The sequence below is a fragment of the Flavonifractor porci genome, from assembly GCF_037572415.1.
GTDB lineage: Bacteria > Bacillota > Clostridia > Oscillospirales > Oscillospiraceae > Flavonifractor > Flavonifractor porci.
Genome location: NZ_JBBHLB010000002.1, coordinates 256196 through 272026 on the forward strand (window position 1 = coordinate 256196; position 15831 = coordinate 272026).

Consider the following 15831-nt stretch of genomic DNA (forward strand, 5'->3'; position numbering starts at 1 on the left):
GTAATTCAGGGGGCGGCGAAGCGGGTGCCAATGTCGGCGCCGTTTACAATATCATAAAGAGATTCGATATTGCTGCCATTGGCAATGACCATCTCGATACCGGCGTCCAGGGCAATCTGGGCGGCGTTGAGCTTGGTGGCCATGCCGCCGGTGCCCCGCCAGGTGCCGGCGCCGCCGGCCATGGCTCGCAGCTCCGGGGTGACAGCTTCCACATGGTGGATCAGCTGGGCCGACTGATGGGTTCGGGGGTCGGCATCGTACAGTCCGTCAATGTCGCTGAGAAGCACCAGCAGGTCGGCCTCGCACAGCCGGGCCACAATGGCGGACAGGGTGTCGTTGTCGCCCAGCACCTTGCACTGGCCGGTCTCGATCTCCGCCGAGGACACCGAGTCGTTCTCGTTGACCACCGGGATGACCCCCAGCTCCAGCAGTGCCTCAAAGGTATTGTGCAGATGCTCCGACCGGACGGGGGCGTCCACATCTTCGCCGGTGAGCAGGATCTGGGCCACGGTGCGGTTATATTCCGCGAAGAGTTTGTCGTAGATGTGCATCATCATGCACTGACCCACGGCGGCGGTGGCCTGCTTCATCCGCAGTTCGGTGGGGCGGGCGTCCAGCCGCAGCTTCTTGGTGCCGATGCCGATGGCGCCGGATGAAACCAACACCACCTGATATCCCATCCCCTCCAGATCGGAGAGCACCCTGGCCAGTCGTTCCATATTCTGAAGATTGAGGCTGCCGGTGTCCCGGGTGAGGGTGGAAGTACCCACCTTGACCACCAATCGACGTACCTGTTTCTTGCGCTGCAAAGCGTTCATCCTCCTTGCCTGATCTTGCGTCTGTGAGCATCATACCACAGTTCCGCAATGCAGTAAAGGAAAGAAGTCATAGTTTGCGCAAAGAAAACTATACGTTTTACCACTTTTTCATGCTTTTACGGTTGAAATCCACGGAATTTTGGAGTACAATAGCCTGCGCTGAACAGTGATAGAGGTGTAAAGAGGGAATAAAATGCTGAATATCGTGCTCTACGAACCGGAAATACCTCAAAACACCGGCAACATCGCCCGTACCTGCGCTGTTACCGGGATTCGACTCCACCTGATCAAGCCTTTGGGCTTTGATATCAGTGACAAAGCCGTAAAAAGGGCCGGCTTAGACTACTGGCATCTGGTGGATCTGCGGGTATATGAAAATCTGGAGGACTTCTTTCAGAAAACCGGCGCGGAGGATATCTGGCTGGCTACCTCCAAAGCTCCCAGGCCCTATACAGAGGCCACGTTCCGGGATGGGTGCTATCTCATCTTCGGTAAGGAGACCGCCGGACTGCCGGAGGAATTCCGGGAGAAATACCGCCAGCGATGTATTCGTATTCCGATCCGGGCACAGGCCCGGTGCCTCAATCTTTCCAACTCAGCGGCGATCCTGGCGTACGAAGCCCTGCGACAACTGGATTTTCCCGGATTGGCCGGGGAAGGCGAGATGAAAGGAGCTAGTATAGTATGAACTACAACAAGAAGACCGTAAAAGACATCGACGTGGCCGGCAAGAAGGTACTGCTGCGCTGCGACTTTAATGTGCCCATGGCCAAGGATGGCAGCGGCGTCATTACCGACGACAAGCGCATCCGCGCGGCCCTGCCCACCATCCAGTACCTGCTGGATCAGAATGCCGCCGTGATCGCCTGCTCTCACATGGGTAAGCCCGTGGCCACCTTTGATTCCTATGTGAAGAAGCAGGCCGAGAAGGGAAAGGACCCCGCCTCCATCACCGAGGAGGAGTGGAAGAAGTCCCTGGCCAAGCTGTCTCTGGCTCCTGTTGCCAAGCGCCTGAGCGAGCTGCTGGGCCGTGAGGTCATCATGGCCTCCGATGTGGTGGGCTCCGACGCCCAGGCCAAGGCCGCCGCTCTCCAGCCCGGCCAGATCCTGCTGCTGGAGAACACCCGCTTTGAGAAGGGGGAGACCAAGAACGATCCCGCTCTGGCCAAGGCCATGGCTGATATGGCTGAGGTATACGTGTCCGACGCCTTCGGCGCCGTTCACCGCGCCCACGCCTCCACCGCCGGTGTGGCTGCCTACCTGCCCGCCGTGTCCGGCTTCCTGATCCAGAAGGAGCTGGAGATCATCGGCGGCGCTCTGGCCAATCCCAAGCGTCCCCTGGTGGCCATCCTGGGCGGCTCCAAGGTGTCCTCCAAGATCGGCGTCATCAACAACCTGCTGGAGATCGCCGACACCATCATCATCGGCGGCGGCATGACCTACACCTTCCTCAAGGCCCAGGGCGGCTCCATCGGCAAGTCCCTGCTGGAAGAGGATTGGCTGGACTACTGCAACGACATGATGAAGAAGGCCAAGGAGAAGGGCGTGAAGCTGCTCCTGCCCGAGGATACCATCTGCGCCAAGGAGTTCTCCGCCGATGCCGAGCCCGTCCTGGTGGACAGCATGAACATCCCCGACGATTGCCTGGGCATGGACATCGGACCCAAGGCCATCGCCGCCTACGCTGACGCCGTGAAGGATGCGGGCACTGTGATCTGGAACGGCCCCATGGGCGTGTTTGAGTTCCCCACCTTTGCCAAGGGCACCCAGGCTGTGGCCGAGGCTCTGAGCAACAGCAACGCCATCACCATCATCGGCGGCGGCGACTCCGCTGCCGCTGTACAGCAGCTGGGCTATGCTGATAAGATGACCCACATCTCCACCGGCGGCGGCGCTTCCCTGGAGTTCATGGAGGGCAAGGAACTGCCCGGCGTGGCTTGCCTGCTGGACGCTTAATTGTGCTCCGGGCAGCTCCCGGGGCCCCCGCGAAAGCCCAGCGAAGCGGGTTTCGTGGGGAGAGGAGGCGCAGCGAAATGAGCGAGCTTTTCCGCCTGCGGGGAAGCGAGAGATATGGAGCTTGCGTCGACGAGCCCGGCGTGGCCTGCCTGCTGGATGCTTAATAGACAGGCGCCGCCTCAGCGTCAAAACTGAGCCTGCGGAAGATATGCCGCAGATCCAACCGGATCAAAACCCAAGAGAGAAAATGGAAGAAAGGGGCCCATTTACCCATGAACAGAAGATATCGTAAGACCATCATTGCTGGCAACTGGAAGATGAACAAGACCCTCTCCGAGACCCGCGCCTTTGCTGAGGAGCTCAAGCCCCTCATCGGCAAGCCCAAGTGGTGTGAGGTTGTGCTGTGCGTACCTGCTGTGAACCTCCAGGCCGCTGTGCGCCTCTTCAAGGAGAGCCGCGTGGCCATTGGCGCCGAGACCTGCCACTATGAGTCCCACGGCGCCTTCACCGGCGAGGTTTCCCCTGAGATGCTCAAGGAGATCGGTGTGAAGTACGTTATCATCGGCCACTCCGAGCGCCGTCAGTACTACAATGAGACCGACTTTACCGTCAACAAGAAGGTCCACGCCGCCCTGGAGGCTGGCCTGTACCCCATCGTGTGCGTGGGCGAGAGCCTGGAGCAGCGTGAGCTGGGCGTTACCATGGACCTGATCTCCTATCAGGTGAAGGCCGCTCTGGCTGGTGTGCCCGCCGACAAGATGCGTCATGTGGTCATCGCCTATGAGCCCATCTGGGCCATCGGCACCGGCAAGACCGCTACCGCCGAGCAGGCCAACGAGGTGTGCGAGGCCATCCGCGCTGTGATCCGCAAGCTGTACGGCGCCCGCGTGGCCCGCTCCGTCACCATCCAGTACGGCGGCTCCATGAATGCAAAGAATGCCCAGGAGCTGCTCTCTCAGCCCGACGTGGACGGCGGCCTCATCGGCGGCGCTTCCCTGAAGGCCCCCGACTTCGTGGAGATCATCAACGCCGCCAACCAGGAGTAATTGCTTCTTGCGGAGTGCCACCCTGCCGGCATAGCCGGCAGGGCCTGCGCTAAAAATTTGCCGCCGGCAAATTTTCTTGACGCTGCGGTCAACGCTGCCAATCAGGAGTAAGAAGCGCGGAGCGCCCGGACGCATCATGTCGATCTTTTAGAACAGAGGTAAACTATGAGTAAAACACCGACTACCCTCATTATCATGGACGGCTTCGGCCTGCGCGGCGATCAGTCGGGCAATGCCATTGCCGCCGCCCACACCCCCAATCTGGACAGGATCTTTGCCGAGAACCCCGGCTGCAAGCTGGCGGCCTCCGGCATGGATGTGGGCCTGCCTGAGGGACAGATGGGTAACTCCGAGGTGGGTCACACCAACATCGGCGCAGGCCGGGTGGTGTTTCAGGATCTGCCCCGGATCACCAAGTCCATTCAGGACGGCACCTTCTTTGAGAATGAGGCCTATATCGAGGCTATGGACGACTGTAAGGAGCGGGACGGCGCGCTGCATGTGTTCGGCCTGCTGTCCGACGGCGGCGTCCACAGCCATATCACCCACATCTTCGCCCTGCTGGAGATGGCCAGGAAGCGCGGCCTGCACAAGGTGTTCGTCCACTGTTTCCTGGACGGCCGCGATGTGCCCCCCGCCTCCGGCAAGGAGTATGTGGAGCAGATGGTAAACAAGTGCAAGGAACTGGGCGTGGGCCAGGTGGCCACAGTTATGGGCCGCTTCTATGCCATGGACCGCGATAAGCGCTGGGACCGCCTGCAGCGGGCCTATGACGCCATCGTGCTGGGCGTGGGCACTGAGAACGCCGATCCTGTGGATGCCGTTCAGAAGTCCTATGATGCCAATATCACTGATGAGTTTGTGGAGCCTGTGGTGTGCACCAAGGAGGGTAAGGTGAAGGAGGGCGACTCCATCATCTTCATGAACTTCCGCCCTGACCGTGCCCGGGAGATCACCCGCTGCTTTGTGGACCCCGCCTTCACCGACGTGGAGCGGAAGAAGGGTTACTTCCCCGTCACCTACGTCTGCACCACCGAGTACGACGCTACCATGCCCAATGTGCTCATTGCCTTCCCCCACCGGGAGCTGGAGAACATCTTTGGCGAGTACATTGCCCGCCAGGGCTACACCCAGCTGCGCATCGCCGAGACTGAGAAGTACGCCCATGTGACCTTCTTCTTCAACGGCGGCGCCGAGCAGGTCTTCCCCGGCGAGGACCGGTGCCTGATCCCCTCTCCCAAGGTGGCGACCTACGACCTGCAGCCCGAGATGAGCGCCCCCGAGGTCACCGAGGAGGCCGTCAAGCGCATCGAGAGCGGCAAGTACGACGTCATCATCCTCAACTTCGCCAACTGCGATATGGTGGGTCACACCGGCGTGTTTGACGCCGCTGTGAAGGCCGTGGAGGCTGTGGACGAGGGCGTGGGCAAGGTGGTGGAGGCCACCACCAAGATGGGCGGCGTGACCCTCATTACCGCCGACCATGGCAACGCCGACCGGATGCTGGACGAGGATGGGGTCACCCCCTACACCGCCCACACCACCAATCTGGTGCCCTTTTACATCGTGGGCGCCGACGTGAAGCTGCGGGACGGCCGCCTGGCCGACATCGCCCCCACCATGCTGGATCTGATGGGCCTGGAGAAGCCCGCAGAGATGGATGGCGAAACCTTGATCCTGAATTAAGGGCTTTTCAAGGTTCATCCTCGCCGCAGGCGGGCGGCGCTTGCGCCGTCCAAGCGTTTTGGCCGAAGGCTAAAACCTTGATGCCGGGGCAATTTACTGCACAGCCGTTGGCGTCTTTGACGCCTTACGGATGTGGCGTACCCCTTGCGGGTGCTTGCCCCGAGCAGATGAAAAGAACTGGGGTCCCCCCGCGGCCTGCCGCGTGGGGCGCCTTGAAAAGCCCGCGGAGATGGGCGGGGAGACGCTGATCCTGAATGAAGCGGTATCCGGCGGAAGTTCCGCCGTACCAAATATTGACCCGGCGGGCCGGAGGCCCGCCCCCCACAATCCGATACCCCTGTATGGCGGGGATCATCCCCCGCCGCCAATACGAAAGGAGTTTTTTACCATGAAGCAGATCATTGAGATCGTTGACGTTCTGGGCCGTGAGATCCTGGACAGCCGCGGCAACCCCACCGTTGAGGTCGAGGTCTATCTGGAAGACGGCACCATGGGCCGCGCTGCTGTGCCCTCCGGTGCTTCCACCGGTGTGCACGAGGCCTGTGAGCTGCGTGACGGCGACAAGAGCCGTTACCTGGGCAAGGGCGTTCTGACCGCCGTGAAGAACGTCAACACTGAGATTGCCGAGTGCCTGGTGGGCATGAACGTTCTGGATCAGACCGCCATCGACAAGGCCCTGATCGCTCTGGACGGCACCCCCAACAAGAGCCGCCTGGGCGCCAACGCCATTCTGGGCGCCTCTCTGGCCTGCGCCAAGGCTGCCGCTGAGAGCCTGGGCACCAGCCTGTACAACTACATTGGCGGCGTCAACGCCAAGGTTCTGCCCGTGCCCATGATGAACATCCTGAACGGCGGCGCTCACGCCACCAACAACGTGGACATCCAGGAGTTCATGATCATGCCTGTGGGCGCCTGCTGCTGGCGTGAGGCCCTGCGTATGTGCGCCGAGGTGTTCCACACCCTGAAGAGCGTGCTGAAGGAGAACGGCACCCCCGCCGCCGGCGTGGGCGACGAGGGCGGCTACGCTCCCAACCTGAAGAAGGACGAGGACGCCTTCAAGTGCATCGTGGCTGCCATCGAGAAGGCCGGCTACAAGCCCGGCGAGGACTTCAAGATCGCTATCGACGCCGCTGTGTCCGACTGGTACAATGCTGAGACTGGCTGCTATGACCTGCCCAAGGCCAAGAAGTCCATGACCAAGCAGCAGATGGTCAATATGTGGAAGAAGTTTGCCGACAACTACCCCATCGTCTCCATGGAGGACTGCATGGGCGAGGACGACATCGAGGGCTGGGCCATGCTGACCAAGGCTCTGGGCGACCGTGTCCAGCTGGTGGGCGATGACCTGTTCGTCACCAACACCGAGCGCCTGAAGATGGGCCTGGAGAATAAGATCGCCAACTCCATCCTCATCAAGGTCAACCAGATCGGCACTTTGACCGAGACTCTGGATGCCATCCAGATGGCCAACCGTGCCGGCTACACCGCCGTCGTGTCTCACCGCTCCGGTGAGACCGAGGATGCCACCATTGCCGACATCGTGGTGGCCACCAACGCCGGCCAGATCAAGACCGGCGCTCCCAGCCGTACCGACCGTGTGGCCAAGTACAACCAGCTGCTCCGCATCGAGGAGGAGCTGGGCGATGTGGCTGAGTACCTGGGTATGGACGCTTTCTTCAACCTGAAGTAAGTTTCGACAAGCACAAGGGGCCGCTGCCAAAGGCAGCGGCCCCGTTTTAATGAAAAAAGCGGCTGCCGCAGACGCGGCAGCCGCTTTCATCGTTTGTATCAGACCTCCATGATAACGGGAAGGATCATGGGGTTGCGCTTGGTTTTCTTATAAAGGAAGCTGGAGATGGAGTTCTTGATCTCAGACTTGATGGCAGCCCAATCGGTGAGGCTGTCCCGCTGGCAGTTCTCCAGCGCAGTAATGGACACCTTCCGCAATTCCTCCATCAGACCCTCAGATTCCTTCACGTAGACAAAGCCGCGGGTAATGATGTCCGGGCCGGATACCACAGAGCCGTCCTCACCGGACATGGACACGACAACCACGATCATGCCATCCTCGGCCAGATGCTTGCGGTCCCGCAGCACCACGCTGCCCACATCGCCCACGCCATAGCCGTCCACGAACACACGGCCGGCGGGTACGGTGCCGTTGATCTTGGCGGAGTTGGGGGTCAGCTCAATGACCTTGCCGATGTCGCTGATAATGATGTTCTTGGGATTCATGCCCATCTGCTGGGCCAGCTTGGCGTGGATCTTCAGCATCCGCTGCTCACCATGGACGGGGATGAAGAATTTGGGCTTCACCAGAGCGTGGATGATCTTCAGCTCCTCCTGACAGGCGTGGCCGGACACATGGAGGGCCCGCTCCCGCTCGTTCACCACCTCGGCGTCCTTGCGGTAGAGCTCATTGATCACGCTGCCGATGGCATTTTCATTACCGGGAATGGCGGAGGCGGAGAGGATCACCCGATCGCCGGCCTGGATGTCCACCTGGCGGTGGGTATTGAAAGCCATGCGGGTGAGGGCCGACATGGTCTCGCCCTGGCTGCCGGTGGTGATGATGCAGATCTTGTTCTTGGGCAGGCTCTTGATATGAGCCAGATCCACCAGGACCCCGTCGGGGATCTTCATATAGCCCAGCTCGGTGGACACCTTCATGGCGTTTTCCATGGAGCGGCCGGTTACCGCCACCTTGCGGCCATACCGGGCGGCCACGTCGATGATCTGCTGGATGCGGTCCACATTGGAGGCGAAGGTGGTGATGATGATGCGCTGCTCACAGCCCCGGAACAGGGCGTCAAAGGAGTCGCCCACGCTGCGCTCACTCTTGGTGAAGCCGGGGCGCTCCACATTGGTGGAGTCGGCCAGCAGGGCCAAAACGCCCTCCTTGCCTAGCTGCCCCAGACGGCCCAGGTCGATCATGCCGCCCTGGATGGGGGTGGGGTCGATCTTGAAGTCGCCGGTATGAATGACGGTACCCACGGCGCACTTGATGGCAAAGCCGCAGGCATCGGCGATGGAATGGTTTACATGGATAAACTCCACGCTGAACTTGCCCGCCTTTACGGTCTCGCCGGCTTCACAGGTGATGAGCTTGGTCTTGTTCGCCAGACGGTGCTCCTCCAGCTTCAGCTTCACCAGGCCGGCGGTCATCCGGGTGGCGTAGATGGGCACATTCACATCCCGCAGAAGATAGGGGATGGAGCCGATGTGGTCCTCGTGACCGTGAGTCAGGAAGATGCCCCGGATGCGGTCCTTATTCTTGATCAGGTAGGAAAAGTCGGGGATGACCACGTCAATGCCGTACATATCGTCATCCGGGAAGCCCATACCTACGTCCACGATGATCATGTCCCCGCCGTATTCATATACGGTCAGGTTTTTGCCGATCTCGTTCAGACCGCCCAGAGAAATGATTTTCAGTTTTTCAGCCATAAAAGTAATGCTACACTCCTTTACAATCAATCCGTTTTCCGTATTTATCAGTGGACACGGTCCGGATTTGAGCGCGCAAAAGAAAAGCGGTGGACTCCCGCTCTTTCCGGCCCTGCCTCGCCGGAAAAAGGGAACGGCCATGCACCGCCTGGCGCCTCTATCCATACTGTGTCCTTGCCTTATTCAAAGCGCGATGACGCGCATAAAGCCACAATTAGCATTGATATTATACCACGGAAGTGGGGAAAAGTATACCATTATTTTGCGACACGGTTCCCCTCAGTTGTTCTGTAGGAGCGGATGTGGTACAATACCGAAGAAAAATGCAAAGGAGTGTGGATCGGATGGAAGAAAGACAGCTGCGCCCCGGCCGTTACCGGCACTTCAAGGGAAACGAGTATCAGCTGCTCTATGTGGCCCGCCACTCGGAGACCCTGGAGCCTATGGTGGTCTATCAGGCCCTCTACGGGGAGCGGGGGATATGGGTGCGGCCGGCGGCCATGTGGAATGAGATTGTGGAGCGGGACGGCTATCAGGGCCCCCGGTTTCTGTATATAGGAGAGTAAGCCATGAACATTCAGATTTTTGGAAAGAGTAAATGCTTTGATACAAAGAAAGCGGAGCGCTGGTTTAAGGAGCGGCGCATCAAGTTCCAGGCGGTGGACCTGGGTAAGTACGGCATGAGCGCCGGGGAGCTGAAAAGTGTGGTCAATGCGGTGGGACTGAATCACCTCATTGATCAGAAACACCCGGACGCCGCCCTGCTCAACTACCTTGCCTATGATGCCGACAAGTTGGACAAGCTGCTGGACAACCCAAAACTGCTTAAGACTCCCATCGTCCGCAACGGCAAGCAGGCCACCGTGGGCTACTGCCCGGAGGTATGGGAGAGCTGGAACTGATAAAGCCCGGACACTGCCGACAGCTGCGCCTGAAAGGTCTCCACCGCCCACTGGGGTCGGAGCAGCTGCACCCCGTCTCCCAGACCGAAGAGCCAGCCTAAAAACTGGGGGCTGACCACGGCGGAAACAGTGACGGTGAAATGGCTCTTCCCGTCGGGCACCAAAATGGCATCCAGACCGAAGCGGTCCAGCACCACCCCCACCAGGCTGCTGCGGCAGCGCAGGGTGACCTGTCCCTCCCGGCCGGAGAACATACCGAAGTGTTTTCCCGCATAGGCTGCCATATCAAAGTGTTCCGGTACCCCGGTGAGGGGCAGGCAGGTGACGGCCAGATCGGCCATCTTGTCCACCCGATAGTGGCGCAGCTCCTTGGAGCGGTGATCATAACCGGCCAGGTAGTAGTTCTCGTTATCCCAGATCAGGCCGGCGGGGGAGACGGTGTACCGGCGGCCCTCATGGCGAAAGACCTTTTCCTTGCGGACGTTATACTCAAAGTAGAGAAAGGTCACCGTTTTCCGGTTTGCAATGGCGGTGTGGAGCTTATCAATGGTGTAATAGATGCTCTCATTCATGGTTTTTACCCGCCGGTCCACATAGACCTGGCGCTGGAGCTGACGGGCCTGGTGGATGCTGGCCTGAGACTCCAGCTTGTGGATCAGCTGGCTGCTCTTGCGCTGGGTGATGAAGCGGGAGGACTGGACCGCGTCCACCAGCAGCTTCAGCTCCGCCAGCTGGAAGGGCCGGTCCCCCAGAAACCAGCCTGGTGAGCGGCCCTTCCGGCACTGCACATCCAGTCCAAACTGGCGCAGGGCTTCCATATCGGAGTAGATGCTCTTCCGCTCGGCCTTGATGTCCCACTCCTCCAGGCGGGAGATGATCTCAGGGACGGTGAGAGTGTGCTCCTCATCGGTGAATTCCCACAGCAGTTTGCACAGACAGAGCAGTTTCAACTTTTGATTGGCGCTTTTCGGCATGGAAGCGACCCCCTTTGTTGCCGTATTACCTGTTAGACTATCACATTTATTGTCCTATAAACCGTACATTCAGCATACCACAAATGTGTGGAGATTGCGAGGGCCTATGATATATGTTGCAGCAGTTCCCCTCTGCCCCCTCTATGCCGGGCCGGGCGGGGAGAAAGAGCGGGTGGATGAGATCCTGATGGGCTGGCCGGTCTATGGACCGGAGGAGGCTCAGGGGGATTGGTGGCGGGTCCGAACCCATTACGGCTATTCCGGCTGGGTACGGCGGGAGCAGTTGGCTCCGGCAGGGGAATGGCCCCTTCAGGGGAAGATGGTGGTGACCGCTCCCTTTGCCGATGTGCTGGCCGGGCCGGAGGTGGAGCGGCCGGTGCTGACTACCCTGCCCCGGGGCAGTCTGACCGCTGTTCTGGAGGAAGCTGTCCCGGAGGGCTGGCGGCGGATTCAATTGCCTGACGGACGAAATGGCTATACAAAATGTAGTTTTCTGGAGGAATATTGCGCCCAGTCCTGTGATCTGCCGGAGGAACAGCTCCGGGTCAGGGTGGTGGAGCGGGCCAGAAGCTATCTGGGGACCCAGTACCGCTGGGGCGGTAAGTCCCCCGTGGGGATCGACTGCTCGGGGCTTACCTTTATGTCCTGGTTTTTCAGCGGGGTGCTCCTCTACCGGGATGCCCGCATTGTACCCGGATATCCGGTCCGTCCCATTCCGCTGGAGGCCTGCCTGCCTGCCGATCTGCTCTATTTTCCCGGACACATCGCCCTTTATCTGGGGGAAGGAAGGTATATCCACTCCACCGCCAGAGTGGGCAGCGACGGAGTGGTGATCAACAGCCTGGACCCGGCGCAGCCTGACTACCGGGCGGATCTGCGGGAAAAGCTGCTGACGGCGGGCACCGTCTTTCCCCTGGGCGGGGAGAATCTGACAACTTGATAAAAATTTGCGGCAACCTCTTGCCAGATGGGCCATTCTCCTCTATACTGTATCTGTTTGTTGACATAACATGATTGAAGAAAGGGGCGCGCCTCAGTGGCCCAGACACACCGGAAGAAACGCCGCCGGATCTCCCCGGCACGGCGGGCGGCGAAGATTTTTTATGGCATCCTTGTGGTCATCTCGGCGTTGATCGTGACGCTGTTCTGCGTCTACAAGCTGCTGGCCAAGGAGCCGGAAATGGCAGCGGAACCCACACCTACCCCCGCTCCGCCGGGTACCAGCGCTGAGCCTACCACGGGGCGGCAGCGGAAACCTTATACATACACCTTCCTGTTGGTGGCCAAGGATCAGGTGGGCAGCAACGCTGATACCATGATCGTCTGCACCTACGATACGGTGGCGCAGACAGTGGGCATGGTATCCATCCCCAGAGACACTCTGGTGAAGAGCGGTAAGCTGAACGCGGTCTACCAGCAGGGGATCGAGGCTTTGCGGGACACCATATCCGATATGCTGGGTATCCCCATTGATTTCTATGTGGGCATCAACATGGACGGCTTTAAGGTACTGGTGGATGAGTTGGGCGGCATTGAGTTCAATGTGCCCGTCCACATGGCCTACGATGATCCGGCCCAGGACCTGCACATCCACTATGAGCCTGGCCTCCAGCACCTGGACGGGCAGGATGTATTGAACGTGGCCCGGTGCCGGAAAAACTCCGATGGCCCTGGTACCTATCCCAACAACATCTACTCCGCCTATCCGGACAATGACATCGGACGTACCAGGACCCAGCAGCAGCTCATTGGCACCATTGTGAAAAAGGCTCTGTCCAACCCCCAGAAGATCAACCGCTACATTGAGATCTTCCTGGAGTATGTGAACACCAACCTGGAGTTTGGCGAGATGCTGTGGTTTGCCCAGCCTGCCCTGGGCTTTGATTTCGAGACCGGCATGACCAGCGCCACCCTCACCGGAGACGGAAACACCTACTATCCCGGCTGGGGCAAATACTGCTATCAGCTCTACCCTGAGGAGACTCTGGAGACCGTCAATCAGCTCATCAATCCCTACGATCAGGATCTGGGCCTGGGGGATATGAACATCTTCCAATACAAGTAATCAAAAAGGACGTGCCTCAAAGGCACGTCCTTTTAGTTTACTCCAGCAGGTCGGGGCCGGGCAGGTCCATCTGCCGCTTGCGGGCGGCGGAGAAGGCCAGCTTATCCGCCAGAGCCCTTCGGTCGCCGGTGGCCAGCACCTCCCGGTAGGACTGAAGGTTACCGATGAGGCGATCCAGCACATCCAGCAGAGCGGGCTGGTTGAGGGAGAAAAGCTGAGTCCACAGTCCCACGTCCAGAGCGGCCACCCGGGTACAGCCACGGAAGGAGGAGCCTTCATAGCCCTTGCAGTCAAAGAGGGTGGGGTCATCGCATACCGCCACGGCGATGATGTGCATCACCTGACTGGTGTAGGCAATGAGGGCGTCATGGGCCTGGGCGGTGGTGCGGTGGACATCCTTGCAGCCCATATAGGCGGCCAGCCGTTCCAACAGGGCCAGGTGTTCCGGCTTACTGGTCTGGCGGGGGACGAGAAGGAAGTGTGAGCCCTGGAACAGCTCGGCAAAGGCGTGTTCCACGCCGGAGAACTCAGTACCTGCCATGGGGTGGCAGCCGATAAAGTCCACCGTATCGGGCAGACAGTCCGCCCCATCCAAAATGGCGGACTTAACGCCGCACACGTCCCATACCAGTGCGCCGGGCTTGAACTGGTCCTTGTAGGTGTGCAGAAAGTCCAGAATGCCCTGGGGATGGAGGGCCAGGGCCACCACGTCGGCCTGGGGGATCACATCGGCGGCGCACTCAGTGACCCGGTCGCCCACGCCGTGCTCGCTGGCGTAGCGCAGGGTGGGCTGAGACACGTCCACGCCTAGGATCTCATAATCCTCAAAACCCTTCAGAGCCAGAGCCATGGAGCCGCCGATCAGGCCAAGGCCCACAATGACAAGTGTTTTTTTCATAGTTTTAACCTCCTGATAACCGCAAGATTGGGGGCGGCTCTTTCGCGCGGATGCGCGTCCAAGTGTTTTGCCGACAGGCAAAACCTTGATGCCGCGGCAATTCATTTGCCGCGAGCAAATCAAATTCTATGGGGTCCCCGCCGGACTTCAGGCCGGTGGGGTGCCGCCGATTAAACCGAGTCCCACGATGACAAGGGTCTTTTTCATACCGCAGCCTCCGTTTACAGAGTGCGGCCCACGCAGGGGGCCAGGATACGCAGCTTGTCCATCAGATCGTCAAACTGGGCGGGGGTGATGGACTGGGCCCCGTCGCAAAGGGCATGGGGCGGATCGTTATGGACTTCCACGATGAGACCGTCAGCCCCGGCGGCCAGAGCCGCCATGCTCATCCGTTCCACCATCCAGGCCTTGCCACAGGCGTGGGAGGGGTCCACCACCACCGGCAGGTGGGACAGCTGCTTTACCGCCAGCACTGCCGACAGATCCAGAGTATTGCGTGTAAAGGTCTCAAAGGTGCGGATGCCGCGCTCACACAGAATGACCTTCTCATTGCCGCCAGCCATAATGTACTCGGCGGACATGAGCCACTCCTCGATGGTGGAGGAGAGACCGCGCTTGAGCAGAATGGGCTTGGTGGTCTTGCCCAGCTGCTTCAGAAGGTCAAAGTTCTGCATATTCCGTGCTCCCACCTGAATCACGTCCACGCACATCTCGAACATCTCCACGTTGTCGGTGGACATAATCTCGGTGACGATGGGCAGGCCGGTGACCGCCCGGGCCTCCTGAAGCAGCCGGATGCCGTCATTGCCCATGCCCTGGAAGGCGTAGGGGGAGGTGCGGGGTTTGAAGGCGCCTCCACGCAGGGCGGCGGCTCCGGCGGCCTGGACTGCCCGGGCTACGCCTACGATCTGCTCCTCACTCTCCACTGAGCAGGGACCGGCGATGACGGCCAGCTTCTCGCCGCCCACCACAGCACTGCCTCCCAGATCAATGACCGTGTCCTCCGGGTGGTACTTCCGGTTGGCCTTCTTATAGGGCTCGGTGACCCGCATTACCCGGTCCACGCCGGGCAGAAGGGACAGCTTCTCCTGGTCGATGCCTTCGGCATTGCCCTCCGCGCCCAGAATAGTGGTCTCGGCGCCCTTGGACACCATCACCTTGACTCCGCCTTCCTCCATGGTACGGATGGCTTTTTCCAACTCCTCGGGGGTAAAATCCCGCTTCATAATAACGACCATATGTGAACTCCTTTCCAAATACAAAAGATCCGCAGCCGCCCAGAGGCAGCTGCGGATCCTTTCCGTCCGTTGTGAGAACGAAACCCGGTCAGCCGGTTATGGGCAGGCAGAAACACCGCTGAAATAATAGCAGCGGTAATAGCCGTATCCATAACCGGTACGCTTCAGCATGACGGGCACGCTCCTTCCTTTGAATGAGACTTTAGCACTTTTTGGTGTGAAAGTCAAGGGGAAATTTTTCTTGAAATCCTACCTGTATTATGGTATTATATTAAAAAAGTCAGGAGGGATCATATGAAGATTTCGACCAAGGGGCGGTATGCTCTGCGGCTGATGCTGGATGTGGCCCTGAACAGCCACGGTACGGCAGTGCCGCTGCGGGATGTGGCCCAGCGGCAGGATATTTCCGATAAATACTTGGAGCAGATCGTGACTCAGCTCTCCCGGGCCGGGCTGGTGCGCTCGGTGCGGGGCGCCGGCGGCGGTTACCTGCTGACCCGGGCGCCGGAGGAATACACGGTAGGCGAGATTCTGCGGGTGTTGGAGGGCAATCTGGCGCCGGTGAGCTGTGCCGACGCCGATGATGTGTGCCGGTGCGGACGGGCGGACAGATGCGTCACTGTAGAGGTGTGGCGGGAGATCCAGGCCGCGGTCTCCGGGGTGGTGGATCACCTAACTTTGGCCGATCTGATACGCCGGCATCAGGAGAAATGCCCGGAGAATGGGGAAAACCCTGTCTGAATCCCTGTATCGACGGTTCAGCGTACTCCGCCCCTGGGGGGTAGGGGACCCTGCCGGGAT

At 59.8% G+C, this 15831-nt stretch carries 15 protein-coding genes; 10 read left to right on the plus strand and 5 right to left on the minus strand.

Annotated elements, in window-relative coordinates:
• Positions 1 to 5: 5 nt before the first annotated feature.
• The gene (gene proB, locus WHJ28_RS03400; protein WP_340039742.1) at positions 6 to 818 is read right to left on the minus strand and encodes a glutamate 5-kinase; all 813 of its coding nucleotides are present in this window, start codon (positions 816 to 818) and stop codon (positions 6 to 8) included.
• Positions 819 to 1011: 193 nt separating this feature from the next.
• Here proB and WHJ28_RS03405 point away from each other — a divergent pair, with 193 nt between their 5' ends.
• The 5 genes from WHJ28_RS03405 to eno all read left to right on the plus strand — a co-directional run bounded on the left by WHJ28_RS03405 (position 1012) and on the right by eno (position 7196).
• Positions 1012 to 1506, plus strand: coding sequence for a tRNA (cytidine(34)-2'-O)-methyltransferase (locus WHJ28_RS03405; RefSeq protein WP_340039744.1), 495 nt, complete (start codon positions 1012 to 1014; stop codon positions 1504 to 1506).
• Positions 1503 to 2774: a phosphoglycerate kinase gene (locus WHJ28_RS03410; RefSeq protein ID WP_340039745.1), complete on the plus strand. Its 1272-nt coding sequence runs from the start codon at positions 1503 to 1505 to the stop codon at positions 2772 to 2774. Before WHJ28_RS03405 ends, WHJ28_RS03410 begins: the two co-directional genes overlap by 4 nt.
• Before the next feature lie 272 nt (positions 2775 to 3046).
• On the plus strand, positions 3047 to 3820 hold the full coding sequence (gene tpiA / locus WHJ28_RS03415) for a triose-phosphate isomerase (protein ID WP_340039746.1): 774 nt from the start codon (positions 3047 to 3049) through the stop codon (positions 3818 to 3820).
• A gap of 165 nt (positions 3821 to 3985) precedes the next feature.
• Positions 3986 to 5506 carry a 2,3-bisphosphoglycerate-independent phosphoglycerate mutase gene (gene gpmI, locus WHJ28_RS03420; protein ID WP_340039747.1) on the plus strand — a complete coding sequence of 507 codons (1521 nt, stop codon included), beginning with the start codon at positions 3986 to 3988 and terminating at the stop codon, positions 5504 to 5506.
• A gap of 388 nt (positions 5507 to 5894) precedes the next feature.
• Positions 5895 to 7196, plus strand: coding sequence for a phosphopyruvate hydratase (eno, locus tag WHJ28_RS03425; protein WP_340039748.1), 1302 nt, complete (start codon positions 5895 to 5897; stop codon positions 7194 to 7196).
• Positions 7197 to 7294: 98 nt separating this feature from the next.
• On the opposite strand, the gene WHJ28_RS03430 is transcribed toward eno, so the two are convergent.
• On the minus strand, positions 7295 to 8953 hold the full coding sequence (locus WHJ28_RS03430) for a ribonuclease J (protein ID WP_340039749.1): 1659 nt from the start codon (positions 8951 to 8953) through the stop codon (positions 7295 to 7297).
• A gap of 344 nt (positions 8954 to 9297) precedes the next feature.
• Here WHJ28_RS03430 and WHJ28_RS03435 point away from each other — a divergent pair, with 344 nt between their 5' ends.
• Both WHJ28_RS03435 and WHJ28_RS03440 read left to right on the plus strand, forming a co-directional pair.
• Positions 9298 to 9519 (plus strand): DUF1653 domain-containing protein, encoded by a 222-nt coding sequence (locus WHJ28_RS03435; protein WP_340039750.1) that lies wholly within the window; start codon positions 9298 to 9300, stop codon positions 9517 to 9519.
• 3 nt (positions 9520 to 9522) lie between these two features.
• The gene (locus WHJ28_RS03440; protein WP_340039752.1) at positions 9523 to 9855 is read left to right on the plus strand and encodes an arsenate reductase family protein; all 333 of its coding nucleotides are present in this window, start codon (positions 9523 to 9525) and stop codon (positions 9853 to 9855) included.
• Here the strand turns inward: WHJ28_RS03440 and WHJ28_RS03445 are convergent.
• Positions 9822 to 10829: a helix-turn-helix transcriptional regulator gene (locus WHJ28_RS03445; RefSeq protein WP_340039753.1), complete on the minus strand. Its 1008-nt coding sequence runs from the start codon at positions 10827 to 10829 to the stop codon at positions 9822 to 9824. The two genes, WHJ28_RS03440 and WHJ28_RS03445, sit on opposite strands and share 34 nt — an antisense overlap.
• A gap of 106 nt (positions 10830 to 10935) precedes the next feature.
• Here WHJ28_RS03445 and WHJ28_RS03450 point away from each other — a divergent pair, with 106 nt between their 5' ends.
• Together WHJ28_RS03450 and WHJ28_RS03455 are read left to right on the plus strand one after the other, a co-directional pair.
• A complete protein-coding gene (locus WHJ28_RS03450; protein ID WP_340039754.1) occupies positions 10936 to 11769 on the plus strand; it encodes an NlpC/P60 family protein in 834 nt (277 codons plus the stop codon).
• Positions 11770 to 11865: 96 nt separating this feature from the next.
• The gene (locus WHJ28_RS03455) at positions 11866 to 12894 is read left to right on the plus strand and encodes an LCP family protein (protein WP_340039755.1); all 1029 of its coding nucleotides are present in this window, start codon (positions 11866 to 11868) and stop codon (positions 12892 to 12894) included.
• 37 nt (positions 12895 to 12931) lie between these two features.
• Here the strand turns inward: WHJ28_RS03455 and WHJ28_RS03460 are convergent, their stop codons facing one another.
• Both WHJ28_RS03460 and aroF read right to left on the minus strand, forming a co-directional pair.
• A complete protein-coding gene (locus WHJ28_RS03460) occupies positions 12932 to 13792 on the minus strand; it encodes a prephenate dehydrogenase (RefSeq protein WP_340039758.1) in 861 nt (286 codons plus the stop codon).
• A gap of 221 nt (positions 13793 to 14013) precedes the next feature.
• Positions 14014 to 15030, minus strand: a complete 1017-nt coding sequence (aroF, locus tag WHJ28_RS03465; RefSeq protein WP_340039759.1) for a 3-deoxy-7-phosphoheptulonate synthase — start codon at positions 15028 to 15030, stop codon at positions 14014 to 14016.
• A gap of 294 nt (positions 15031 to 15324) precedes the next feature.
• Here aroF and WHJ28_RS03470 point away from each other — a divergent pair, with 294 nt between their 5' ends.
• Positions 15325 to 15771: an RrF2 family transcriptional regulator gene (locus tag WHJ28_RS03470; RefSeq protein ID WP_340039760.1), complete on the plus strand. Its 447-nt coding sequence runs from the start codon at positions 15325 to 15327 to the stop codon at positions 15769 to 15771.
• The last annotated feature ends 60 nt before the right edge of the window (positions 15772 to 15831 follow it).